Source organism: Facivitalis istanbulensis (genome assembly GCF_040560405.1).
Lineage (GTDB): Bacteria > Pseudomonadota > Alphaproteobacteria > Sphingomonadales > Sphingomonadaceae > Sphingomonas > Sphingomonas istanbulensis.
In genome coordinates, this window is sequence record NZ_JAVSCQ010000007.1 from 1 (window position 1) to 20,875 (window position 20,875).

The window sequence follows — 20,875 nt, forward strand, 5'->3', positions numbered from 1 at the left end:
GCGCGTCCCGCGCGGCGGTCGATGCGGGCTATGCGCCCAACGACTATCAGGTCGGGCAGACGGGCAAGATCGTCGCGCCGGACGTCTATGTCGCGATCGGCATTTCGGGGGCGATCCAGCATCTGGCTGGGATGAAGGACTCCAAGGTCATCGTCGCGATCAACAAGGACGAGGACGCGCCGATCTTCCAGGTGGCCGATATCGGCCTGGTCGGCGACCTGTTCACCATCGTCCCCGAACTGACCAGCAAGGTCTGAGCCTCAACCCGCCCCGCACCCCCGGCGCAAAGCCGGGGGGCGGGCGATGGTGGGGCGATCGGCTCGCGGGCCACGAGGGACACCGAAACTGGGCCCCGGCCTTCGCCGGGGTCGAGAATCAGGAGGGGCGCCTTCCGGCACGGTGCTTGTCCCGAAACCCCATCCTTACCCTGACCCAGGCCGTGGCCTCTCTCCATATCATCTGGCACGCAACGAACCGCCCGCTCCGCCGCGAACCGATCCCGACCTTCGCGGCAATGACGTCACGGGGATGTCCGGCGACCGAGCGCGCTATCGCAGCACCCGCCGCGCCAGTCCGGCGCAATCGGCATCTTGCGCCTCGGGACCCGAACGGCGCGTGATTGCGCGGCCGATCGATTTGAAGATGTTGCCGACCGACTTGACCTCTTGCGGGATGACCAGGTCGGGCCTCTGGATCGTCCCGCCAACCGTCGCCGCGCCCGCGAGCCGCACCACGGCACCCTGTTTGGGCGCGCCGGTCAGGCGCAGCGCGAGCGCTTCGTCGGGGAAGCGCACCGTCCCCGTCCCGTCCAGACGGCTGCGCGAGGTATCGACGATCAGCGGATCGGCGCGGCCCGTGCCGTCCTTCATCGTAACGCCCAGGATCAGGCAGCGCAGGCCGGCCCGTGCGTTCTTGCCCGCCATCAACGCCCCACCCGCGTCGAAACCGAGCGCGGCGGCATAGCGATCGGGTAGCGAACCGTTATCGACGACCAGCCCGATCCGACCATCGGATCGCCCGATCGCGGCCCGCACCGTCTCGCCCGCGCCTTGCAGATAGGCGCGGGCCGCGACCCGGCCGCTGATCTTGTCCTGTCCCGACAGCGCCAGGACGCTCGCCCCGGTCAGCCGCAGGTCGAGCGTCAGCGTCGGCACCGGCCGCCCGCCCCGCTGGTCGATCACCGCCTGTCCGGTGACCGCGCCCTGGCGCAGCGTCATGCGGATGCGGTCGAGGGTCAGCCGCTGGTGATCCATCACCATCCGCCCCGTCAGTCCGGTGATCGGCGAGGGGCCTTGCGCGCTGACCACCCGGTCCACGCGGAGGGCGAGGGTGCCGTCGGTCGAATCGATCTTGCCGATATCGATCCGCATATTGGGCACCAGCCGGGGGCCGATCCGCTTTTCGAGCGCGACCGCCTGCGCGCGCGCCTCGGCCGAGGATAGATCGTCGAAATCGAGCTGTCCGGCGGAAACCTCCCCATCGAGCAGTGTGCGGCCCTGTTTCTTGTCGACCGTCAACCGCCCGGCGAAGTCGGAGCGGCCGATCCGCCCCTTCAGGTCGCTGATCGTCCAGCGCGGCCGATCATGGCGAACATGTGCTGCCAGGGTGACGGCCTCCGTCTGGAACAGGCCGGCCTCGATCACCGCGTCGATCCGCTTGAGGTCATCGGCGCGGGCGGTCAGGTCGAGCGTCATCGCATCGGTGTCGAGCGGTCGGTCCATCGTACCGCGCGCCTTCATGGTCAGCTGGTCGCCGGTGATCGCCGCCGTAAAGGGCCAGGCGCCGGATTTCACCGGCGCGCCGGTGAAGCGCAATCGCACCGGCGCCCCGCGCACCGTGCCGGTCCCCTCGGCCAGCACGCCCCTGGCCGGATCAGCGGAGAAGCGCAGCACCGCGTCGCGATCCTGCTTGGCGTCGCGATAGGCGATCACGCTGTCGGTGACGATCAGCCCCTGCAGCGCGCTGCCGCCGCCGCCTTCGTCCTTTTCCTTCGTTTCGCCGGGGCGCGACCAGTTGGTTCGCCCCTGTTTGTCGCGCACCAATGCCAGCCGGAGCCCCGAGACACGGATATCCTCCGGCTCGAACCGCCCGATCAGCAGCGGCCAGACGGAAAAGCGGATCTCGGCGCGTCGCAGCCGCGCGAAGTCGCCCTGTCCGGCCCCGACCCAATCCGACTGGGGAATGCGCAGCCCTTCGACCGCGAGGACGGGATGAAAACCGAACCCGTCCACCCGGCGGGCCGATTCGATCGTGACCGGTCGTCCGAAGCGCGCCGTCGCCTGTCGCGCGACCATGTCCTTCAGTATGCCCCAGGGAAAGGCCGCCAGGATCACGAGCAGCAGCACCGGCAGGCCGAACGCCAGACCGAGTGCGATCCGGCCCCAGGGCCAGCGCCGTTTCCCCTCTTGCCGTGCCTGGCGATTCTCCTGTCCCATGACGGCAAGGACGCTCGGGAAAGCGGGTTCGTTCCGCCTGCGTCAGGATCGGCGACGCGGCCGGGGGTGGATTGTTGCCCCTCCGCCCCCCGCGCCCTAGATAAGGGGGCATCCGCAATCGGGAGCGCCCTCCGTTGATCCTCATCCTTCAGATTCTGCAGATTCTTCTCAATGTCGTGTGGTGGGTGATCATCGTGCAGGCGATCCTGTCCTGGTTGATCGCCTTCAACGTCATCAACACCTCGAACGATTTCATCCGTTCGGTCTGGTACGCGCTGCAACGCATGACCGATCCGCTCTATCGCCCGATCCGGCGTATCCTGCCCGATTTCGGCGCGCTCGACCTGTCGCCGATGGTCGTGCTGCTGGCGGTCATCATCCTCGACAAGGTCCTGAACGCGGCGATCGCGCAGCAGCTATATGGTGGCTCGGTCGTCGTCGGCTGACGCGCCATGCCGGCCTGGACCTTGCGCGACGACGGTATCCAGATCGCGGTGCGCGTGACGCCACGCGGGGGGCGTGACGCGCTGGTGGCGGGGACCGAGGAGCATTTCGCCGCGCGCCTCTCGGCCCCGCCGGTCGACGGCGCGGCCAATGCGGCGCTGGTGCCGCTGGTCGCCAAGCGGTTCGGCGTGGCCAAGCGCGCGGTGACGATCGTGGCGGGAGAAACGGCCCGGATCAAGCGCCTGCATATCGTGGGGGACCCGCAAATGCTGGCGCGCGTCGCCGAGGCGCTTTATGGCGATGCGCCATGACCAGCGCCACGATTATCGACGGCAAGGCGTTTGCCGCCGGCCTCCGCACCCGTATTGCCACCCAGGTCGCGACCTTCCGCGAAGCGACCGGCCGCGCGCCCGGACTCGCGGTCGTGCTGGTGGGCGAGGACCCCGCCTCCAGCGTCTATGTCCGGTCCAAGGGCAAGGCGACGCGCGAGGCGGGGATGGAAAGCCTGGAATATCGCTTGCCCGCCGATACCGATCAGGCGACGCTGCTGGCGCTGGTCGAACGGCTGAACGCCGATCCGGCGGTCGACGGGATCCTCGTCCAGTTGCCGCTGCCGCGCCAGATCGATGCGCAGGCGGTGATCCAGGCGATCGACCCCGACAAGGATGTGGATGGCTTCCACCCCGTCAATGCGGGGCGGCTGGCCACGGGTGTCGAGGGCTTCGTGCCCTGTACGCCGCTGGGCTGCCTGATGCTGCTGAAGAGCATCCACCCCAGCCTGTCGGGGATGAACGCGGTCGTCGTCGGCCGGTCCAATATCGTCGGCAAGCCGATGGCGCAGCTGCTGCTCGGCGAAAGCTGCACGGTGACGGTCGCGCACAGCCGGACCCGCGACCTGGCCGAGGTGGTCGGCCGCGCGGACATCGTGGTGGCGGCGGTGGGCGTGCCCGGCCTGGTCAAGGGCGCGTGGATCAAGCCCGGCGCCAGCGTCATCGATGTCGGCATCAACCGCACCGAGGCGGGGCTGGTCGGCGATGTCGAGTTCGACGTGGCGGCGACCCGCGCGGGCGCGATCACCCCGGTGCCGGGCGGAGTCGGGCCGATGACCATCGCCGTGTTGCTGCGCAACACGCTGGTGTCGGCGGGACGGCGCGCGGGCGTCGCGATCAACGAAGCGGCGCTGTAACCCGGTGCTCGAACTCTATATTTCGTCTCTCTTCACCTTTTTCGTGGTGATCGATCCGCCGGGGTGCGCGCCGATCTATGCGGGCCTTTCGGCCGGTGCGACACCGCGGCATCGCCGGGCGATGGCGATCCGTGCGGTCACCGTGTCCGCGATCATCCTGTTCGTCTTCGCGCTGTTCGGCGAGGCCCTGCTGCACGGGCTGGGCATCGAGATGGCGGCGTTCCGCATCGCGGGCGGCATCATGCTGTTCCTGATCGCGCTGGAGATGGTGTTCGAGAAGCGGACCCAGCGGCGCGAGGATCGCGCGGCCAAGGTCGCCGACGATCCGCATGATGCGGAGGATGTGTCGATCTTCCCGATGGCGATGCCGATGATCGCCGGGCCGGGGTCGATCGCGACGGTGATGTTGCTGATGAGCCGCAACCAGGGTTGGGAACGCTCGGCCGTGGTGTTGGCGGCGATGGGGACGATCCTGATCCTGACGCTGGCGGCGCTGCTGGCGGCGGGGCCGCTGATGCGGTTGCTGGGCGCCAAGATCGAGGCGGTGATCACCCGCCTGCTGGGCGTGCTGCTCGCGGCGCTGGCGGTACAGTTCGTGATCGACGGGGTGACGATCGCCCTGCGCTGAGCCCGGTGCCGAGGGGCCGGGCGGATCAGCGCCCCGGTGGCAACCAGCTGAGGTCCAGCCCCTCGTACCGGTCGACATAGCCGACCTGGCGCGCCAGCCGTTCCTCGTCGTGCAGGATCACCCGCCCGCCCTCGCGCGCGATCATCCCCTCTTCCTCGAGCTGGCGCAGCATCCGGTTGACGTGGACGGCGGTCAGGCCGATCGCGTCGCCCATCTCCTCCTGGGTCAGCCCCGGCGAGAAGGCGGTGTCGACATCCATCCCCGCCTGTCGCATCTGCGCGCGCAGCGCGAGCAGCAGCGTCGCCACCCGCGTCCGGGCCGAGGTGCGGCCCAGTCCCGCCAGCCGGTCGGTAGTGATGACGCGCTCGATCTGGTTGAGGACAAGGAGCAGGCTCATCAGCCGGGGATGGTCGGTCGCCAGCCGCGCGACCTCGCTACGATCGAAGGCGCAGACGGTCGCGTTCGACATCGCCACCACCGTGTCGGGCGAGCGCCCATAGGCCAGCGCCGACAGGGAAAAGAGATCGCCCGAAAACAGGAAGCGGACGATCTGGCGGCGGCCATCGTCGAGCAGGACATAACACATCAACATGCCGTCCCGGACGACGAACAGATCCTCGCTCCGTCCGCGTTCGTCCAGCAACACCATGCCGCGCCTTATGGGCCGGGGTTTTTCCTCCAATCGGGCCAGGGCCCGTCTTTCGGCGGGCGTTAGTGCGATCCAACATTCCAGGCGATCGGCAAGGCCGCAATTTGACACTGACACTCCATTCCCCGCTTGGGGGGGAATGCCTTACCCATCGAGCGGGCCGAGGGCATTAATGTCGATCAATTGCGTTTTCTTCCGTCCCGTCCGTGGTTTGCGACGAGCATGGCTGCGGCCTGACGCCGGTTCGGCGGGGCGGGACCGGCGTGTGCGGACCATTTGGTGGCCCGGACTTTAAGCCCGTTTCGGATCGCGGGAGAACGTCGCGGATCGACGGGTCGGCCCCTTGGCGGTGGCGCACGGCTCGTCTAGGAGGGCGGGTCTATGGACCGTATCCTCATTCGCGGCGGCAACCGGCTGTCGGGCCGCCTGAAGATCTCGGGCGCGAAAAACGCCGCGCTCACCCTGATGCCTTGCGCGATCCTGACCGACGAGCCGGTCACGTTGCGCAACCTGCCGCGACTGGCGGATGTCGACGGCTTTGGCCATCTGCTCAACCAGATCGGCGCCTCGACCCGGATCGAGGGGACGCGACCGGAGGATTTCGGCCGGGTCATGACGATCCGCGCCGGCCAGTTGTTTTCGACCGAGGCGCCCTATGACATCGTGCGCAAGATGCGCGCGTCGATCCTGGTGCTCGGCCCCATCCTGGCGCGCGCGGGCGAGGCGCGGGTGTCGCTGCCCGGCGGCTGCGCGATCGGCAATCGCCCGATCGACCTGCATCTGAAGGCGCTGGAAGCGATCGGCGCGGAAATCGAGCTGACGGCGGGCTATGTGAAGGCCCGCGCGCCGGGTGGCCGCCTGTCGGGTGGCCGCTACACCTTCCCGGTGGTTTCGGTCGGTGCGACCGAGAATGCGCTGATGGCGGCCGTGACGGCCCGTGGCACGACGGTTCTCGGCAACGCCGCGCGCGAGCCCGAGATCGTCGACCTGTGCCGGCTGCTGATCGCGATGGGCGCGCGGATCGATGGTGTCGGCACCGAGACGCTGACCATCGAGGGTGTCGACCGGCTGCATGGCGCGACCTATTCGGTGATGCCCGACCGGATCGAGGCCGGGTCCTATGCCTGTGCCGCGGCGATCACCGGCGGCGACCTGGAGCTGGTGGGCGCCTGTGCCGATGACATGCGCGCGACGCTCGCCGCGCTGACCGAGGCCGGGGTGACGGTCGAGGAACGCCGCGATTCGATCCGCGTCGTCGCCCATGGCCCGCTCCAGCCGCTGAACCTGTCGACCGCGCCCTTCCCGGGCTTCGCCACCGACATGCAGGCGCAGTTCATGGCGATGCTGTGCAAGGCCGACGGCACCAGCACGCTGACCGAGACGATCTTCGAGAATCGCTACATGCATGTGCCCGAACTGGCGCGGATGGGCGCGGACATTCAGGTCCATGGCCGCACCGCGATGGTGAAGGGCGTGCAGAAGCTGACCGGCGCGCCCGTCATGGCGACCGATCTGCGCGCCTCGATGAGCCTGATCCTGGCCGGACTGGCGGCGGAGGGCGAAACCGCGGTCAGCCGGGTCTATCACCTGGACCGCGGCTATGAACGGCTGGAGGAAAAGCTCTCGGCGGTCGGGGCCGATATCGAGCGGGTCGGCGACTGACGGTCTCTCCCTCCCCCCTTGCGACGGGAGGGAGGGGGGAGTTACGTCACCAGCCGCCGCAGCATCTCCATCCGGTCCGCTTCGGCGGCAGGCTTGTCGGTGCGGATGCGGGCGATCCGGGGGAAACGCATCGCGACTCCCGATTTGTGGCGTTTCGACTCGTGGATCGAGTCGAACGCGATCTCCAGCACCAGCGTCTTCTCGACCTCGCGCACCGGGCCGAAGCGCTGCACGGTATGCGCCCGCACGAAGCGATCGAGCTGGCGCAATTCCTCGTCGGTGATACCCGAATAGGCCTTGCCGACCGGCAGCAACTCGCCCGCCTCGGTCCAGCAGCCAAAGGTGTAGTCGCTATAATAGCTCGACCGGCGGCCATTGCCGCGCTGCGCATACATCATCACGCAATCGGCGGTCAGCGGATCGCGCTTCCATTTATACCATAGCCCGGCGCGCCGCCCGCCACTGTAAAGGGAGTCGCGCCGCTTGAGCATCACGCCTTCGATCGCGGCATCGCGGGCAGTGGCGCGCAACGCCTCCAGCGCGGTGAAATCCTCTGCTTCGATCACTGCGCTGACATCGAACCGGTCGGGATCGAGCTTCGCGGCGAACGCCTCCAGCCGCTGGCGCCGCATGGTCCAGGGAAGGGGGCGGACATCCTCGGTCCCGTCGACCAATATGTCGTAGAGCCGGACGAAGGCGGGATAGTCGGCCAGCATCCTGGCCGACACGGTCTTGCGCCCGAGCCTTTGCTGGAGCGCGTTGAAGCTGGCCGCGCCGCCGCCATCGTCCAGCGTGCCGCCCTGATGCTCGCCCTTGACCAGCAGCTCGCCATCGACCGCACCGACCGCGTCGAAGGCGCTCGCGACGTCGGGAAAGGCGCCGGTCACATCGTCGCCGGTGCGGCTATAGAGCCGGGTCTGCCCCGCGACATGGACGATCTGCACCCGGATGCCGTCCCATTTCCATTCGGCGGCATAGTCCGTCAGGTCGACCCGCAAATCCTCCAGCGGATGCGCCAGCATGAAGGGGCGGAATACCGGCACATCGACGGGAGTCGGCTGCGCCCCCTTGCCCTCGCCCCAGGCGAACAGCGCGGCATAGGGCGGGGAGAGGCCGTGCCAAACCTCCTCCACCGCCTCGACATCCAGGCCGAAAGCTTGCGCGAAGGCGGTCTTGGCGAGCCGTGCCGACAGGCCGATGCGCAGGCCGCCGGTGGCCATTTTCAACAGCGCGAAGCGTTCTTCCGCCGTCATCCGGTCGAGCATGGCGGCAAGCACCACGGGCGCGTCGGCGCGCGAGAGGTGCCGCAACCGCTCGACCACCGCGCCGAGCGACAAGGGGGCGGGATCGAGCGGCGGTTCGGGGGCGGGCCAGAGGAGGGCGACCGTCTCGGCGGTATCGCCGACATAGTCGCGGCTCATCCGGAAAAGGACGGGATCGACCCGCTGCTCGATCAGCGCGCGGATGAGCGCGGGCTTGACGCCGGGCAGGTCGAGATCGCCGGTCAAGGCCGCCATCGCCCAGCCCCGGTCGGGGTCGGGCGTGGCGGCAAGATAATCCGCGACCAGCTTCAGCTTGGCGTTGCGCGACCGAGTGTAGATCAGCGCGTCGAGCAACGCGGCGAAGTCGCGCATCGCGGGCTCAGTCGATCGCGTTCTTCACCGACTTGCCCGCGAGCAGCCCGAGGACGAGGAAGATCACGAACAGCGCGATCGCGATGAAGAACAGGATCTTGGCGATCCCGACAAAGGCGCCGCCGATGCCGCCGAAACCGAGCGCACCGAGGATCAATCCGACGACGAGAAAGGTGATGGCAAGCTTGAGCATGGGTAATCCTCCTGACCTGATAAGGGCTTAACCGGCCAGGAGGGTTGGTGTTCCGGCGTCACGGACGACGATGGCGGACGGACCGGGTTCGATCCGGCACCATCATCGATCGTCAGATATTGGGAAAGGTCACGACCAGGTTGGTCTTGGCATCCTCGTCCCGCGAAATCGCGATCGACACCTCCTTGCCGTCCTTCTGCCCGGAGAGCATTCCGCCGTCGCCCGATATGAAGGAGGCGGGGATCTTCCAGCCCGCCTTTGTCAGCGACGCCTTGTAGAAGTCGGCCACCTTGCCGATCGCGTCGGGTGTGCTGAGCGTGACCATCTTGTGCTTGCTGCCCTCGGCGTCGGTCTCGATCACGCCGGTCACGGTCGCACCCGGATAGCGCGGCGCATAGGCGGGCATCTCCACCTTGGCCGCCGCCTCGCCCTCGGCGGTACGGATCGTGCCCTTGTCCGTGGTGATGGAGGCGGTGCCCTTGCTCTCGTCCGTCGAGAAGGTCGATCCGCCGATGGTGGCGGATTTCTCGCTCGATCCGCAGGCGGCGAGCAGGACAGCGGACGCTAGGACGGCACAACGCATTCGACGATCCTCCGGCTATTCCGTTCTGCTTGGTCCGGGCGATGGATGATGCGGATCCGGCAAGCACATGACAAGGTTGACATGCATTAGCATCGCCCTGTCGAACATGGCAATCGAAGGTGCAATGGGCCGGGTATCTCCGCCCCAACCGATCAATCCCTCCCGGCAAAGAAAAAGCCCCGGCTTTCACCGGGGCTTTGCTATGGACGCCGGGAGCGGGGCTCAGCCCTTCCGGGCCGCCTCGAACAGGAACCAGGCGCGTTCCTCGGCCTGATCGGTCCAGTCGTCGACGACGCCGCTGGTGGCATTGTCCCTGGCCTCTTCGGCCGCATCCTTCACGGTGCGGAAACGTTCGACCAGCTTCAGATTGTCGTCGCGCAGCTCGACCAGCATATCGGCGGCCGCCACGAATTCCTGGTCATTGTCGGCAATGGTCTGGCGGCGCGCGATATCGCCGATCGATCGCAGCGTGACGTTGCCGGTCTTGCGCACGCGCTCGGCGATCGCGTCGGTCACGGCCAGGATCTGCGTCGCCTGATCGTCGAGCATCAGGTGATAGTCGCGAAAATGCGGGCCCGAGACGTGCCAATGGAAATTCTTGGTCTTCAGATACAGGGCATAGCAGTCGGCCAGTGCGCCGTTCAGCGCATCGGCGACGCTTGCCGTCGCATTGCGGTTCAGATCGGTCGGCGTATCGAGCGCCGGATTGATATCGGACATGGACATGCTCCCGCTGTCTGGATCGTTGTGCAAACGACCCGATGACGGAATAGCTCCACGCCGTCCAAGGACAAAGCCCGTATTGAGTGATCGACGGGTTAGATCAGCCCCCGGCTCGACAGGCCGATGACCAGCCCCGCCAGCACCAGCACCAGGCCCGTGCCGATCCGCACCGCGCGCAGTGGGAGGCGTAGCCATTCGCGCTCGCCCAGCACGATCGGCGGCACCACCGCCCCCAGCGTGCCCATCAGCGCGCCCGGCAACGCGGCCCAGGGTAGGGGGGAACGTGCGGCGGCGGCGGCGAGGACGAAGCCGACCCCGCCGCCGGCGATCAGCACCCCGCCGCCTAGCAACGCCCCACCCAGCGAGCCCAGTCGCGCCGGGCTCCACCGCATCGCGGGCGGTTTCACGGCACGAAACGCGCCAATCCCGAGCAGGACCAGCGCGACCGCGAGCAGAAGGGACTTGGCCTCGGGCGTCAGCGACGCGGCCAGTGACCGCCCCGCCACCACCGCCAGCGCCGCGACGAGGGCCATCGCGAGCATCAGCCCCGCCGCCAATTGCCCGGGGCGGCGATCGCGATCCGCCAGCCGCGCCGCCAGCCATCCGGTACGATCCCCGGCCTGGCCGAGCAGCGCGACGACCAGCGCGATCATCAAGGCATCCATCAGTGCGCCAGTCGCATCGAGCAGGCGGTAGCGAAACGGTCCGCGGCGTCATAATCCTGTCGTTCGCTCGCCACCGCGTCGTGGAGCATCGCCAGCCAGCCATGGACGGGCGGCATCGTCCCGCCGCCTATCTCTTTTCCGCCCATAGTCTCGGCGCGGGCCAGCGCGCGGTCGATGAAGTGGGTGACGGTGACCGCGGGGCTCAGGCCGTGCGCATGGGCGATGCGGCGGATCACCTCCACCTCGCGCGCCAGATCGGCGGGCGCGGCATAGGGAACGGCGACATCCAGCGCGGCGATTCGCGCCCAGAGTTGCGACCGAATATCGGCCGCTGATTCGCCTGTCCCGTGCGAGTCGTTCGCGCCCATTGCCGTTCGTCCCATGGCCTCCCCACCCGATGCGTCACCCGGCAGAGGGACCGGGTACCCCGTGATATGGGGGTGTAAAGCTACGCGCCTGGCCGTAAAGAGCGGCTTAAATGGGGCGCAATACTTGACTCGCGCCGTCACATCGGCCATGCGCGGCCCTTATACAGCGGCGGCTCCGGCTGCCGCTTTCGCTTTTTCACGCATACAGGAACAAGGTCATGGCCAAGCCGACCACCGTCAAGATCAAGCTCGTCAGCTCGGCTGATACCGGCTTCTTTTACGTCACCAAGAAGAACCCGCGCACCAAGACCGAGAAGCTGAGCTTCAACAAGTACGACCCGGTCGTGCGCAAGCATGTCGAGTTCAAGGAAGCCAAGATCAAGTAATTCACGGCCGGGCGGCCTTGTGCGCCGCCCCGTGAATGGCTTGCGGGCGTGAAGCCGCCGTCCTGACGGACGTGCGGCTTTTGTCGTTGGCCGTGTTTCTGTTGTCGTCATGGCGCGCGCGATGGCTTGGCGGATGCGCGCGAAAGGCTATGCCGCCGCCGGGTAGAGCGTGCGGATCAGCCAGTCATGGAACAACCGCACGGACTTTTGTTGCAGCGCGCGCGGGCGACAGACGAACCAATGGCTGTAGGGGCTGTCCAGTTCGATATCGAACAGACGGACCAGCCGGGGATCCTGCGCATGTTCGAAATGGCTGGCGTGCATGAAGGCCACGCCCATCCCCTGCGCCGCCGCCTCCAGCATCAGCCCGCCCGAGTCGAAAAAGTCGATCGCCTTGGGCTTGATGTTGGTCAGCCCCGCCGCCTGGCACCAGGCGGTGAAGGCATCGGGCATTTCCCGGTGCAGCAGCGCGGTCATGCTGTTCATCTGTTCGGGGCGGAGCAGGGGATCGGGCCCTTCGAGCAACCGCTGCGATCCGATCACATAGACTTTGTTGAAATCCAGCCGCTTGGCATAGAGCGACGGGTCGATCTCGCGGCCGAGCGCGATCACCGCGTCCAGCCCTTCGCCCAGCCGGGCGATGCCGTGGCCGGCGGTGTCGATATCGAGATGCAGTTCGGGATGCGCCGCGCGCAACAGCCCCATATGCGGGAACAGCCGCTGCGCTGCATAGAGCGGCAGGACCCCCAGGCGCAGGCGCAACACCTCCTGCCCGCTGGTCATCGCTTCGACCGCGTCGGACAATTGGTCGAGCAGGGGCGCGATCTGCTCCATCAGCGTCTCGCCATCCTCGTTGGGCACCATTGCCTGATGCCGCCGCGCGAACAGCGGCTTGCCGACGAAGCGCTCCAGCGTCTGGACCCGTCGGCTGAGCGCGGGCGCGGACAGGGCCAGTTCCTCGGCGGCGGCTTTGATGGAGCCCAGGCGAACCACCTGGACGAAGGCTTCGATCGCACCTAACGGGGGCAGCCTGCGCATCTCGCACCTGTCGTTTGAACACCGTACCCGGCCAAAGAATTGCATAAAGTGCAATCACAGCCAAGCTTTTCGCACTTGCAACATAGCGTGCTGCGGCGCAAAAGGAACGGGCCTTTCAGGCATCCTCTCCTAAAAACTTTTCGGGCTGGTCGTTTCGATCGGCCCTTTTTTTTGTCTCCGTTCGGCGGTGCGGCCTTTCGCTGGCCGGAACCCGCCCCCACCTCCCGCGCTTTCGTGTTGAAACGGATAGCCAAGGGACGATCATGGCCGACAGCGACGCGCCGACCCGCAAGATACAAGTGGCCAATAGCCGCCCGGAGGATTCGGGCCGGGGGCTGGCGCATCTGCCGCGCAGCCTGATGGGCGCGATGGGCATTGCGGAAGGCGATGTCATCGAAATCGTGGGCAAGCAGGCGACACCCGCGCGCGCCGTGGCCCCCTATCCGGAGGACGAAGGGCTGGACCTGTTGCGGATCGACGGGTTGCAGCGTGCCAATGCCGGCGTCGGCTCGGGCGATTTCGTCGAGGTGCGCAAGGTCGAATCGAAGCCGGCGACTCGCGTGGTCTTCGCCCCGGCGCAACAGAATCTGCGGCTTCAGGGCTCGGCGCAGGCGCTCAAGCGTACCTTCTTCAACCGGCCGCTCTGCCAGGGCGACGTGGTGGCGACGGCGGGGCAGCAGCGGGTCACCAACATGCCGCCGGGCGTCGCGCAGTTCATGAACGCGCCTGCCTATGCGCTCCAGGAAATCCGTCTCGCGGTCGTCGCCGCCAGCCCCAAGGGCGTGGTGCATATCGACGAGAATACCGAGGTCGAACTGCGCCCCGAATATGAGGAACCGCGCGAGGCCCGCCGCGCCGATGTGACTTATGACGATATTGGCGGCATGGCCGCGACCATCGACCAGTTGCGCGAAATGGTCGAACTGCCGCTGCGCTACCCCGAATTGTTCGAGCGACTCGGCGTCGAGCCGCCCAAGGGCGTGCTGCTCCACGGCCCGCCCGGCACCGGCAAGACACGGCTGGCGCGTGCGGTGGCGAACGAATCGGATGCGCAGTTCTTCCTCATCAACGGGCCGGAGATCATGGGTTCGGCTTATGGCGAGTCCGAACAGCGGCTGCGCGACATCTTCGAGGAGGCGACCAAGTCCGCCCCCTCGATCGTCTTCATCGACGAGATCGACTCGATCGCGCCCAGGCGCGACCGGGTGCAGGGCGAGGCGGAGAAGCGGTTGGTCGCGCAGTTGCTGACGCTGATGGACGGGCTGGAAGCACGGGCGAACCTCGTCATCATCGCCGCGACCAACCGGCCCGAGGCGATCGACGAGGCGCTGCGGCGGCCGGGCCGCTTCGACCGCGAGATCGTGGTCGGCGTCCCCGATGAGCGCGGGCGGCGCGAGATCCTGGGCATTCACACGCGCGGCATGCCGCTGGGCGACAAGGTCGATCTGGCCGAACTGGCGCGCACCACCTTCGGCTTTGTCGGCGCCGACCTCGCCGCGCTGACCCGGGAAGCGGCGATCGAGGCGGTCCGGCGGATCATGCCGCGCCTCAACCTGGAGGAGCGGACGATTCCGGCCGAGGTGCTGGATACGCTGTCGGTCACGCGCGAGGATTTTCTGGAGGCGTTGAAGCGCGTCCAGCCCTCGGCGATGCGCGAGGTGATGGTCCAGGCGCCGACCGTCCGCTGGGCGGATGTCGGCGGCCTCGACACCGCGCAGATGAAGTTGAAGGAAGGCGTCGAACTGCCGCTGAAGGACCCGGACGCGTTCCGGCGACTCGGCATCCGGCCCGCCAAGGGCTTCCTGCTCTATGGTCCCCCCGGCACCGGCAAGACCCTGCTCGCCAAGGCGGTCGCGCGTGAGGCGCAGGCCAATTTCATCGCCACCAAGTCGAGCGACCTGCTCTCCAAATGGTATGGCGAGAGCGAGCAGCAGATCACCCGCCTGTTCGCCCGCGCGCGGCAGGTGGCGCCGACGGTGATCTTCATCGACGAACTCGATTCGCTGGTCCCCGCACGGGGCGGCGGGCTGGGCGAGCCGCAGGTGACGGAGCGGGTGGTCAACACCATCCTGGCCGAGATGGACGGACTGGAGGAACTGCAATCGGTCGTCGTGATCGGCGCGACCAACCGGCCCAATCTGGTCGATCCCGCGTTGCTTCGCCCCGGTCGGTTCGACGAACTCATCTATGTCGGCGTGCCGGACAAGGCCGGGCGGCGGCGGATCCTGGGAATCCAGACCGCCAGGATGCCGCTCGCGGCCGATGTCGACCTGGACGATGTCGCCGCGCGGACCGATCGCTTCACCGGCGCGGACCTGGGCGATGTGGTGCGTCGCGCCGGGCTGGTCGCGCTGCGCCGCTCGCTGGGCGCGCAGGAGGTCGACATGGCCGCGTTCGACGAGGCGCTGACCGAGGCGCGCGCCAGCGTTACCCCCGAGATGGAGCGGGATTACGAACAGATCGCGGCCAGGTTGAAGCAGGACGCGGCGGCGATCCAGCCGATCGGCTTCATCGCGCCGGGCCAGTTGACGCCGCGCGGGGACAAGCCGGCCTGAGCACGGACAGTGATCGCGACCGGCGCGCGCGGAGCTATGGCTTGGCCCAGCGATAGCTCCGCGCCACCGTCGCCACCGCGACTTCATAGCCAGCATACCATCCCGCGCGACCCTGTTCGCGAATCCGGGCATGGTCGGGATGGGCCCGCCATGCCAGCGCGCTCGCCTCGTCCGCCCACCAGCTGACGGTGATGCCCGCGCCGTCCACCCCGCGCACGCTGTCGACGCCGCGATAGCCGGGTTGGCGTGCGGCCAGATCGGCCATGGCGTCGGCCGCCGCGGCATAGCCTTCGGCATCGTCCGCCGTGCGTTGTGACAGGAAAATCACCGCCACCTGCTCCGTGCGATCGTCCATCATGCCCTTGCCCTCCGTCCCGATTGCGAAGGAATGCGCCATTGCCGCGCAACCCAATAGCTTGAAAGTCGTTCGGCACCTGTGCGACGAGGGGTTTCCCTCGCGTTTCCTCCTCGCGGGGATCACGAACGACAGGAACTCGATGCCCAGCTCGACCACCGCCGCGCGCAAGTCCCGTACCGATGCCACGGGTTATCCGTCGCCCGGCCAGATGTTTTTCCAGCAATTCCTGAAGCATCCGGTGATGGTGGGCTCGATCATCCCATCCTCGGGCAAGCTTATTCGCAAGATGCTGGCGCCCGTCGACTGGGCCAACACCAAGCTGTTCGTCGAATATGGCCCCGGCGTCGGCACCTTCTGCCGCCCGGTTCTGGACAGGATGGCGCCCGACGCGAAGCTGATCGCGATCGATACCAATGCCGATTTCTGCGATTATCTGCGCCACACCATCATCGACCCGCGTTTTGCCGCGGTGAACGGATCGGCGGCGGACGTGCAGAAGATCGTGCGCGACCATGGTTTCGATCATGCCGACTATGTCCTGTCGGGCCTGCCCTTCTCCACGCTGCCGCCCGGCGTCGGTCCCGCGATCGCGCAGGCGACGCATGACGTGCTGCGACCCGGCGGCGCGTTCCTGGTCTATCAGTTCAGCCCCAAGGTGAAGGACTTCCTGGTGCCGCACTGGGACAAGATCGACCATGACATGGAATGGTGGAACGTGCCGCCGGCCCAGCTCTACTGGGCCTGGAAGGACTGAGCGTCGCGCATTCCTCCCCTTGGAAAGGAGAGGAATGCGGTCCGTCATTCCCCGTCCGGCGACTCGATCCCGAAGTTGAGCCCGCGCGAGACCGACGGGTCGATCACCGCGATCAGCAGATAGGCGACGAACTGGCGCAGCCGCTGGAACCAGCCGGTCTGGCGCTTGTACCAGTCGGGGGTGATCGCCTCCGACCGCGCGACCTCGCCATCGACATAGGCACGGACATGGGCCGCAAAGGCCCTGTCCTCGATCCGGAGCATCAGCTCCAGATTGACGAACAGGCTGCGCATGTCGAAATTGGCCGAGCCGATATGTACCGAATCGTCGATCACATATAATTTGGTGTGCAGCTTGGTCAGCTGATACTCGAAAATCCGAACGCCCTTGCGGAGAAGGCCGGCATAGGTGAAGCGCGCCGCCGCGATCGTCGCCTCATTGTCCGACTTGCCCGCCGTGACGATCCGCACCTCGGCCTCGCGCCGCCCCGCACGATCCAGGCGGCGCAGCATGGAGGGGCTGGGGGTGAAATAGGCGGCGACCACGTCGATCCGCCGCCCGCGCCGCATGTCGTCGCGCACCGTCCGCGCCCAGGGCGACAGCCGCCGTGTCGGGCCGCCGATCAGCCAGCGCAGCCGACCCGCCGACTCGCTCCAATGCGCCAATGCCTTGTTCAGGTCGCGCAGGCGCCCGCTGAAGTCTTGCGTCCAGGCGAACAGCGCATCGAAATAGCCCGCCATCCGCGCCGCCGCCGGGCCTTCGAGCAACAGGCCCAGATCGCGCCAGCTCTGGTCCGCGGGGGTGCCGAAATAGTCGTCCTCGATATTGAAACCGCCGATGATGATGCGCGGAACGTCGCCATCGGCGTCGGCGAGCGCGAGCTTCTGATGGTTGCGCAACAGATAGCGGCGGCCGAAGCGCGGTTCGAACCGGGACAGCATCGCCCCCGCCGCGACCAGGGGACGAAAGAAATCCTCGTCTGCGCCGGCGCCGAACCCGTCGATGATGACCGAGACGGTCACACCGCGCCGCGCCGCCGCGATCATCGCGTCGCGGACCCGTCGACCGGCGGTATCGTCGGCGTAGATATAATAGAGGATGCGCAGGCTTTCCGCCGCGCCGTCGATCAGCGCCAGCAACGCCTCCAGCCGCCGGGGGCCGGTGTCGAGCAGCGTCAGCGCCTGGCCATCGACGGTGAAGACCGGCTGTTCGGGCGGGGCGGACTGCGAAATATCGGGCTCCTGGCGCACATCATCCTCTCGGATCCGTAACGATCCAGCCCATGCGGTGTTGCACATCCCCTAACGCTTTTGACTTATGCGCGCTTTGCTGGTACGCGGCCTGCTTTCATCCCAGCATTATTTGCGAAGGACACACGCATGGCGCGCGTCACCGTCGAGGATTGCGTCGACAAGGTTCCCAACCGTTTTGATCTGGTGCTGTTCGCGGCGCAGCGGGCTCGTCAGATTTCGGGCGGGGCCGACCTTACCGTCGATCGCGATCGCGACAAAAACCCGGTCGTCGCGCTGCGCGAGATCGCGGAAGAAACGGTTCGTCCGACCCATCTGGAAGAATCCGTGGTCAACAGCCTGCAGCGCGTCCAGATCGACGACGAGGACGAGGCGGACGATGTCGGCAGCCTGCAGGCCTCGGCCGAGGCGCTGCGCCTGACCGCCGCCGCGCCGCCGCGCAACCAGAATCTGGGTGCCGATTACGAGGGCTGACCGGCTCTCGTCCGGCCCCTTTGCTTTGGCGGGCGGGCAAAGGCTCAATAGCCCCAGCCGCCCCAACCCCCATGCCAATAGTCCCAGCGCGCGGCATGGCGTTCATGCCGCGCGAAATGCATGTCATTCCGGGCCTCGGCCCGCCGGACGGCGGCGGCATGGGCATAGGCATCCGCCGCGCGGTAATCGCCATAATAGGCCGCCTCGTCCGCCGCGCGCTGGTCGCGCCCCGCGCGATAGGCATGCGAGTCGGCGCTGTGATAGGCCCTGTCCGCCATGTAATTGTCATAGCGCCAGTCCTGGGCGTTGGCGGCGGTCGCGGAGAGCATGGCACCTCCGGCCAGGGCAAGCAGAAGGCCGGTCCTGAACTTGGTCATTGGAATACCCTCAAAAAAACGATCATCGGCTCCCGGAGAATCGGGGATGCCCCCCACAGGCTGAACCGCGCGTGGCGCGCGCGTTCATCGGGCAGGCAGCTTGATCGCCCTGTGCAACGAGAGCAGCCGATCAATCGGATGGATTTGATCGGATTTATCGTTTAGCATGGTGGAAGGACACCATATATGGGGGTTCAACCATTGGGGAGTAGCTACCTGCTGTATGGCAGGGTCTTCGTCAACATGATCGGGCTGACCAGTCCGTGGCGATGACAGCAGGATCGACCTGCCCGGCGAGACCAACGGTGCCGCACCACGGTTTGTGGGCACGGGTGCGCGCATCGTTCGGTTCATGGCCCTGAAGGTTGATCGGATGCCTGGAATTCTGACCCTTGGCGCGCTGGGTGCCACGCTGTCGGTCGATGCCTTTGCCGCCGCGCTGGGCAGGGGGGCGACGGAGCGCCGGACCGGCCTGCCCGATGCGATCAAGGTCGGGATCGTCTTCGGCTTTTTCGAAGCATTGACCCCGGCGCTCGGCTGGCTGCTCGGCTTCATGCTCAACGATTGGATCGCCGAGTACGACCATTGGGTCGCGTTCGGCCTGTTGTTCGCGGTCGGCGCCTATATGGTGCGGGAGGCCTGGCGGGACGATGGCACCGGGGCGGGCGAGGCAATGCCGGGCGGCAACGGCGTGCTGCGCCTGGCCGTTACCGCCATCGCCACCAGCATCGACGCGGCGGCCGTGGGCGTGACGCTGGCGCTGATGAACGTGGACATTTGGATCGCGTGCCTGGTGATCGGTGGCACGACCACCTTGATGGCGACCGTCGGGGTGATGCTGGGCAAGCATATCGGGCCCTATCTGGGCCGTTATGCCGGGATCATCGGCGGCTTCGTCCTGATCGGGATCGGGGCGTCGATCCTGGCGCAGCATCTGTCCGTCTGACCCCTTGCGCGGGATGGGCGTGCCCGGCCTTTTGCCGCGACACGCCCGGTCCCGGTCAATAGGCGTAGGCGCGCACCAGATCGTAGAGATAGTCGCGGCCGTCATAGAGCGACGCCACGCGAACCCGTTCGTTCAGGCCGTGAATGCCCGACATGTCCTTGTCGATGAACAGGCCCGGCGCGCCGTAGACGGGGATGCCGATCGCCTGGAAGAAGATGCCGTCGGTCGCGCCGGTCGACATCATCGGCACCATTGGTACGCCGGGGAAATGCCGGGCGGCCAGCGTCTTCATCGGTCCGAGGATCTTGGGATCGAGCCTGGGCGGGATCGCGGTCGGGCGGATGGGCTCGTTGACGGTGACGGTGACCTTGGGCCCCGCCAGCGCCTTCAACCTGGCCAGCGTGCCCTCCACCGTCTCACCGGGGAAGATGCGGCAATTGATATTGGCGGTCGCGCGCTGCGGTAGCGCGTTTTCGGCATGGCCTGCCTGAAGCAGCGTCGCGACGCAGGTGGTGCGCAGCGTCGCATGCAGCGCCTTGTCGCGGCTGACGATCGCATCCGCCGCCTTGTCATTCGGATTGGCGAGCAGACGCGCGATGGCGTCGCCCAGCTGGCCGCCGACCTTCTGCCCCGTCGCGGTCAGGAAGGCGCGGGTGGTGTCGGTCAGCATGATCGGGAATTCATAGCCCTGCACCGCCTTCACCGCGTCGGCCAGTTCGTAGATCGCGTTTTCCGGCACGGGTTGCGAGCTGTGCCCGCCCGGATTGGTGGCCAGGAACGTATAGTTCTGCGCCGCCTTTTCGCCCACCTGTACCGCGAGCAATTCGCGCTGGCCATTGGCGTCCAGCCGCCCGCCGCCGCCCTCGTTCAGGACGAATTCGGCCGCGATCAGGTCGGGCTTGTTCCTGGCCAGCCATTCCGCGCCGTTGAACGCGAAGGTCGTTTCCTCGCCACAGGTCAGCGCCATCTTGATCGTGCGCCTGGGCGGCGTCTTCTTCAGGCGGATCAGCGTATCGGCCCATATTGCGCTCATCGCCTTGTCGTCGACGGTGCCGCGCCCGTAGAGATAGCCATCCTCTTCGATCAGCTTGAACGGATCGCGCGTCCAGTCCTCGCGCCTGGCCTCGACCACGTCGAGATGGCCGAGCAGCAGCATCGGCTTCAGCGCCTTGTCGGTGCCGGGCAGGATCGCGACGATGCCGCCATCCTTGGGATGGTCGGGCACGGAAAACAGCGTGATGTCGGCGTTGCCATAGCCCGCGGCCTTCAGCCGGTCGGCGATCTGCGCCGAAGCCTGGGTGCAACTGCCGCTCGACAGCGTGGTGTTGGTTTCGACAAGCTGTTTGTAGAGGTCGAAGAACGCCTTCTGGTCCGGCCGGTTCTGCGCCGCCGCCAGCCCCGGCAGCAGCGTGCAGGCCGCCAGCGCCCCGCCGATCCATTTCGCCAATCGCATCGATGCTCCCCCTGTTATCCGTGTCGCAACGAGTAGAGCCGCTCGCGGCGAGCGGTGCAAGCGGTCGCACGACAATCCGCGCCGGCACGGGAACGCGGCGCTAATCCTTTGCCA

The 20,875-nt window shown here is 67.1% G+C and carries 24 protein-coding genes and 1 riboswitch; of the genes, 11 read left to right on the top strand and 13 right to left on the bottom strand.

The window, feature by feature from the left end:
- On the top strand, window positions 1-257 hold a 257-nt coding region (locus tag RN629_RS06295; RefSeq protein ID WP_407034310.1), incomplete at its 5' end, for an electron transfer flavoprotein subunit alpha/FixB family protein.
- A gap of 291 nt (window positions 258-548) precedes the next feature.
- On the opposite strand, the gene RN629_RS06300 is transcribed toward RN629_RS06295, so the two are convergent.
- Entirely contained in the window at window positions 549-2,435 is a 1,887-nt protein-coding gene (locus RN629_RS06300; protein WP_407034426.1) for an AsmA family protein, read from the bottom strand.
- Between the two features lie 134 nt (window positions 2,436-2,569).
- Here RN629_RS06300 and RN629_RS06305 point away from each other — a divergent pair, with 134 nt between their 5' ends.
- From RN629_RS06305 to RN629_RS06320, 4 genes are read left to right on the top strand one after another with little or no spacing between them, the layout of a single operon-like run.
- On the top strand, window positions 2,570-2,881 hold the full coding sequence (locus RN629_RS06305; RefSeq protein WP_407034427.1) for a YggT family protein: 312 nt from the start codon (window positions 2,570-2,572) through the stop codon (window positions 2,879-2,881).
- Window positions 2,882-2,887: 6 nt separating this feature from the next.
- Window positions 2,888-3,190 carry a DUF167 domain-containing protein gene (locus RN629_RS06310; RefSeq protein WP_407034428.1) on the top strand — a complete coding sequence of 101 codons (303 nt, stop codon included), beginning with the start codon at window positions 2,888-2,890 and terminating at the stop codon, window positions 3,188-3,190.
- Window positions 3,187-4,065 carry a bifunctional methylenetetrahydrofolate dehydrogenase/methenyltetrahydrofolate cyclohydrolase FolD gene (folD, locus tag RN629_RS06315; protein WP_407034429.1) on the top strand — a complete coding sequence of 293 codons (879 nt, stop codon included), beginning with the start codon at window positions 3,187-3,189 and terminating at the stop codon, window positions 4,063-4,065. The genes RN629_RS06310 and folD overlap by 4 nt, the downstream gene beginning before the upstream one ends.
- A 4-nt stretch (window positions 4,066-4,069) precedes the next feature.
- Entirely contained in the window at window positions 4,070-4,693 is a 624-nt protein-coding gene (locus RN629_RS06320; protein ID WP_407034430.1) for a MarC family protein, read from the top strand.
- A gap of 25 nt (window positions 4,694-4,718) precedes the next feature.
- Here RN629_RS06320 and RN629_RS06325 read toward each other — a convergent pair whose 3' ends face one another.
- Window positions 4,719-5,459, bottom strand: a complete 741-nt coding sequence (locus tag RN629_RS06325; protein WP_407034431.1) for a Crp/Fnr family transcriptional regulator — start codon at window positions 5,457-5,459, stop codon at window positions 4,719-4,721.
- 264 nt (window positions 5,460-5,723) lie between these two features.
- Between RN629_RS06325 and murA the strand changes: the two genes are divergently transcribed.
- Window positions 5,724-7,004 carry a UDP-N-acetylglucosamine 1-carboxyvinyltransferase gene (gene murA / locus RN629_RS06330; RefSeq protein ID WP_407034432.1) on the top strand — a complete coding sequence of 427 codons (1,281 nt, stop codon included), beginning with the start codon at window positions 5,724-5,726 and terminating at the stop codon, window positions 7,002-7,004.
- Window positions 7,005-7,045: 41 nt separating this feature from the next.
- On the opposite strand, the gene RN629_RS06335 is transcribed toward murA, so the two are convergent.
- From RN629_RS06335 to RN629_RS06360, 6 genes are all read right to left on the bottom strand, one after another.
- Window positions 7,046-8,638, bottom strand: coding sequence for a cisplatin damage response ATP-dependent DNA ligase (locus tag RN629_RS06335; RefSeq protein WP_407034433.1), 1,593 nt, complete (start codon window positions 8,636-8,638; stop codon window positions 7,046-7,048).
- 7 nt (window positions 8,639-8,645) lie between these two features.
- Window positions 8,646-8,831: a DUF1328 domain-containing protein gene (locus RN629_RS06340; RefSeq protein WP_407034434.1), complete on the bottom strand. Its 186-nt coding sequence runs from the start codon at window positions 8,829-8,831 to the stop codon at window positions 8,646-8,648.
- 112 nt (window positions 8,832-8,943) lie between these two features.
- On the bottom strand, window positions 8,944-9,414 hold the full coding sequence (locus tag RN629_RS06345; protein WP_407034435.1) for a hypothetical protein: 471 nt from the start codon (window positions 9,412-9,414) through the stop codon (window positions 8,944-8,946).
- A gap of 222 nt (window positions 9,415-9,636) precedes the next feature.
- Complete coding sequence (locus RN629_RS06350) at window positions 9,637-10,134, bottom strand: Dps family protein (RefSeq protein WP_407034436.1); 498 nt, start codon at window positions 10,132-10,134, stop codon at window positions 9,637-9,639.
- Between the two features lie 98 nt (window positions 10,135-10,232).
- Entirely contained in the window at window positions 10,233-10,790 is a 558-nt protein-coding gene (locus tag RN629_RS06355; RefSeq protein ID WP_407034437.1) for a TMEM165/GDT1 family protein, read from the bottom strand.
- Between the two features lie 11 nt (window positions 10,791-10,801).
- Window positions 10,802-11,170, bottom strand: a complete 369-nt coding sequence (locus tag RN629_RS06360) for a hypothetical protein (RefSeq protein WP_407034438.1) — start codon at window positions 11,168-11,170, stop codon at window positions 10,802-10,804.
- A 218-nt stretch (window positions 11,171-11,388) separates the two neighbouring features.
- On the opposite strand from RN629_RS06360, the gene rpmG reads away from it, so the two are divergent.
- Window positions 11,389-11,556 (top strand): 50S ribosomal protein L33, encoded by a 168-nt coding sequence (rpmG, locus tag RN629_RS06365; protein ID WP_007407030.1) that lies wholly within the window; start codon window positions 11,389-11,391, stop codon window positions 11,554-11,556.
- A gap of 147 nt (window positions 11,557-11,703) precedes the next feature.
- On the opposite strand, the gene RN629_RS06370 is transcribed toward rpmG, so the two are convergent.
- Complete coding sequence (locus tag RN629_RS06370; RefSeq protein WP_407034439.1) at window positions 11,704-12,594, bottom strand: LysR substrate-binding domain-containing protein; 891 nt, start codon at window positions 12,592-12,594, stop codon at window positions 11,704-11,706.
- A gap of 263 nt (window positions 12,595-12,857) precedes the next feature.
- On the opposite strand from RN629_RS06370, the gene RN629_RS06375 reads away from it, so the two are divergent.
- On the top strand, window positions 12,858-15,149 hold the full coding sequence (locus tag RN629_RS06375; RefSeq protein WP_407034440.1) for a CDC48 family AAA ATPase: 2,292 nt from the start codon (window positions 12,858-12,860) through the stop codon (window positions 15,147-15,149).
- A gap of 34 nt (window positions 15,150-15,183) precedes the next feature.
- On the opposite strand, the gene RN629_RS06380 is transcribed toward RN629_RS06375, so the two are convergent.
- Window positions 15,184-15,507: an antibiotic biosynthesis monooxygenase family protein gene (locus RN629_RS06380; RefSeq protein ID WP_407034441.1), complete on the bottom strand. Its 324-nt coding sequence runs from the start codon at window positions 15,505-15,507 to the stop codon at window positions 15,184-15,186.
- Window positions 15,508-15,646: 139 nt separating this feature from the next.
- Here RN629_RS06380 and RN629_RS06385 point away from each other — a divergent pair, with 139 nt between their 5' ends.
- The gene (locus RN629_RS06385) at window positions 15,647-16,261 is read left to right on the top strand and encodes a class I SAM-dependent methyltransferase (RefSeq protein WP_407034442.1); all 615 of its coding nucleotides are present in this window, start codon (window positions 15,647-15,649) and stop codon (window positions 16,259-16,261) included.
- A 44-nt stretch (window positions 16,262-16,305) separates the two neighbouring features.
- On the opposite strand, the gene RN629_RS06390 is transcribed toward RN629_RS06385, so the two are convergent.
- The gene (locus RN629_RS06390; protein WP_407034443.1) at window positions 16,306-17,511 is read right to left on the bottom strand and encodes a phospholipase D-like domain-containing protein; all 1,206 of its coding nucleotides are present in this window, start codon (window positions 17,509-17,511) and stop codon (window positions 16,306-16,308) included.
- Between the two features lie 129 nt (window positions 17,512-17,640).
- Here RN629_RS06390 and rpoZ point away from each other — a divergent pair, with 129 nt between their 5' ends.
- Window positions 17,641-17,985 (top strand): DNA-directed RNA polymerase subunit omega, encoded by a 345-nt coding sequence (rpoZ, locus tag RN629_RS06395; RefSeq protein WP_407034444.1) that lies wholly within the window; start codon window positions 17,641-17,643, stop codon window positions 17,983-17,985.
- Window positions 17,986-18,029: 44 nt separating this feature from the next.
- Here the strand turns inward: rpoZ and RN629_RS06400 are convergent, their stop codons facing one another.
- Entirely contained in the window at window positions 18,030-18,362 is a 333-nt protein-coding gene (locus tag RN629_RS06400; RefSeq protein ID WP_407034445.1) for a hypothetical protein, read from the bottom strand.
- 180 nt (window positions 18,363-18,542) lie between these two features.
- Window positions 18,543-18,722: riboswitch (yybP-ykoY riboswitch) on the top strand.
- A 13-nt stretch (window positions 18,723-18,735) separates the two neighbouring features.
- On the opposite strand from RN629_RS06400, the gene RN629_RS06405 reads away from it, so the two are divergent.
- Complete coding sequence (locus tag RN629_RS06405; protein WP_407034446.1) at window positions 18,736-19,308, top strand: manganese efflux pump MntP; 573 nt, start codon at window positions 18,736-18,738, stop codon at window positions 19,306-19,308.
- Window positions 19,309-19,363: 55 nt separating this feature from the next.
- Here the strand turns inward: RN629_RS06405 and RN629_RS06410 are convergent, their stop codons facing one another.
- Window positions 19,364-20,761 carry a M20/M25/M40 family metallo-hydrolase gene (locus RN629_RS06410; protein ID WP_407034447.1) on the bottom strand — a complete coding sequence of 466 codons (1,398 nt, stop codon included), beginning with the start codon at window positions 20,759-20,761 and terminating at the stop codon, window positions 19,364-19,366.
- Window positions 20,762-20,875 lie beyond the last annotated feature (114 nt).

What these genes read in the sequence shown, in the direction of transcription:
- RN629_RS06300 (WP_407034426.1), bottom strand. Translation starts at nt 2,435, where the DNA reads ATGGGACAGGAGAATCGCCAGGCACGGCAAGAGGGGAAACGGCGCTGG.
- RN629_RS06310 (WP_407034428.1), top strand. Translation starts at nt 2,888, where the DNA reads ATGCCGGCCTGGACCTTGCGCGACGACGGTATCCAGATCGCGGTGCGC.
- folD (WP_407034429.1), top strand. Translation starts at nt 3,187, where the DNA reads ATGACCAGCGCCACGATTATCGACGGCAAGGCGTTTGCCGCCGGCCTC.
- murA (WP_407034432.1), top strand. Translation starts at nt 5,724, where the DNA reads ATGGACCGTATCCTCATTCGCGGCGGCAACCGGCTGTCGGGCCGCCTG.
- RN629_RS06335 (WP_407034433.1), bottom strand. Translation starts at nt 8,638, where the DNA reads ATGCGCGACTTCGCCGCGTTGCTCGACGCGCTGATCTACACTCGGTCG.
- RN629_RS06340 (WP_407034434.1), bottom strand. Translation starts at nt 8,831, where the DNA reads ATGCTCAAGCTTGCCATCACCTTTCTCGTCGTCGGATTGATCCTCGGT.
- RN629_RS06345 (WP_407034435.1), bottom strand. Translation starts at nt 9,414, where the DNA reads ATGCGTTGTGCCGTCCTAGCGTCCGCTGTCCTGCTCGCCGCCTGCGGA.
- RN629_RS06350 (WP_407034436.1), bottom strand. Translation starts at nt 10,134, where the DNA reads ATGTCCGATATCAATCCGGCGCTCGATACGCCGACCGATCTGAACCGC.
- RN629_RS06355 (WP_407034437.1), bottom strand. Translation starts at nt 10,790, where the DNA reads ATGATCGCGCTGGTCGTCGCGCTGCTCGGCCAGGCCGGGGATCGTACC.
- RN629_RS06360 (WP_407034438.1), bottom strand. Translation starts at nt 11,170, where the DNA reads ATGGGCGCGAACGACTCGCACGGGACAGGCGAATCAGCGGCCGATATT.
- rpmG (WP_007407030.1), top strand. Translation starts at nt 11,389, where the DNA reads ATGGCCAAGCCGACCACCGTCAAGATCAAGCTCGTCAGCTCGGCTGAT.
- RN629_RS06370 (WP_407034439.1), bottom strand. Translation starts at nt 12,594, where the DNA reads ATGCGCAGGCTGCCCCCGTTAGGTGCGATCGAAGCCTTCGTCCAGGTG.
- RN629_RS06375 (WP_407034440.1), top strand. Translation starts at nt 12,858, where the DNA reads ATGGCCGACAGCGACGCGCCGACCCGCAAGATACAAGTGGCCAATAGC.
- RN629_RS06380 (WP_407034441.1), bottom strand. Translation starts at nt 15,507, where the DNA reads ATGATGGACGATCGCACGGAGCAGGTGGCGGTGATTTTCCTGTCACAA.
- RN629_RS06385 (WP_407034442.1), top strand. Translation starts at nt 15,647, where the DNA reads ATGCCCAGCTCGACCACCGCCGCGCGCAAGTCCCGTACCGATGCCACG.
- rpoZ (WP_407034444.1), top strand. Translation starts at nt 17,641, where the DNA reads ATGGCGCGCGTCACCGTCGAGGATTGCGTCGACAAGGTTCCCAACCGT.
- RN629_RS06400 (WP_407034445.1), bottom strand. Translation starts at nt 18,362, where the DNA reads ATGACCAAGTTCAGGACCGGCCTTCTGCTTGCCCTGGCCGGAGGTGCC.
- RN629_RS06405 (WP_407034446.1), top strand. Translation starts at nt 18,736, where the DNA reads ATGCCTGGAATTCTGACCCTTGGCGCGCTGGGTGCCACGCTGTCGGTC.
- RN629_RS06410 (WP_407034447.1), bottom strand. Translation starts at nt 20,761, where the DNA reads ATGCGATTGGCGAAATGGATCGGCGGGGCGCTGGCGGCCTGCACGCTG.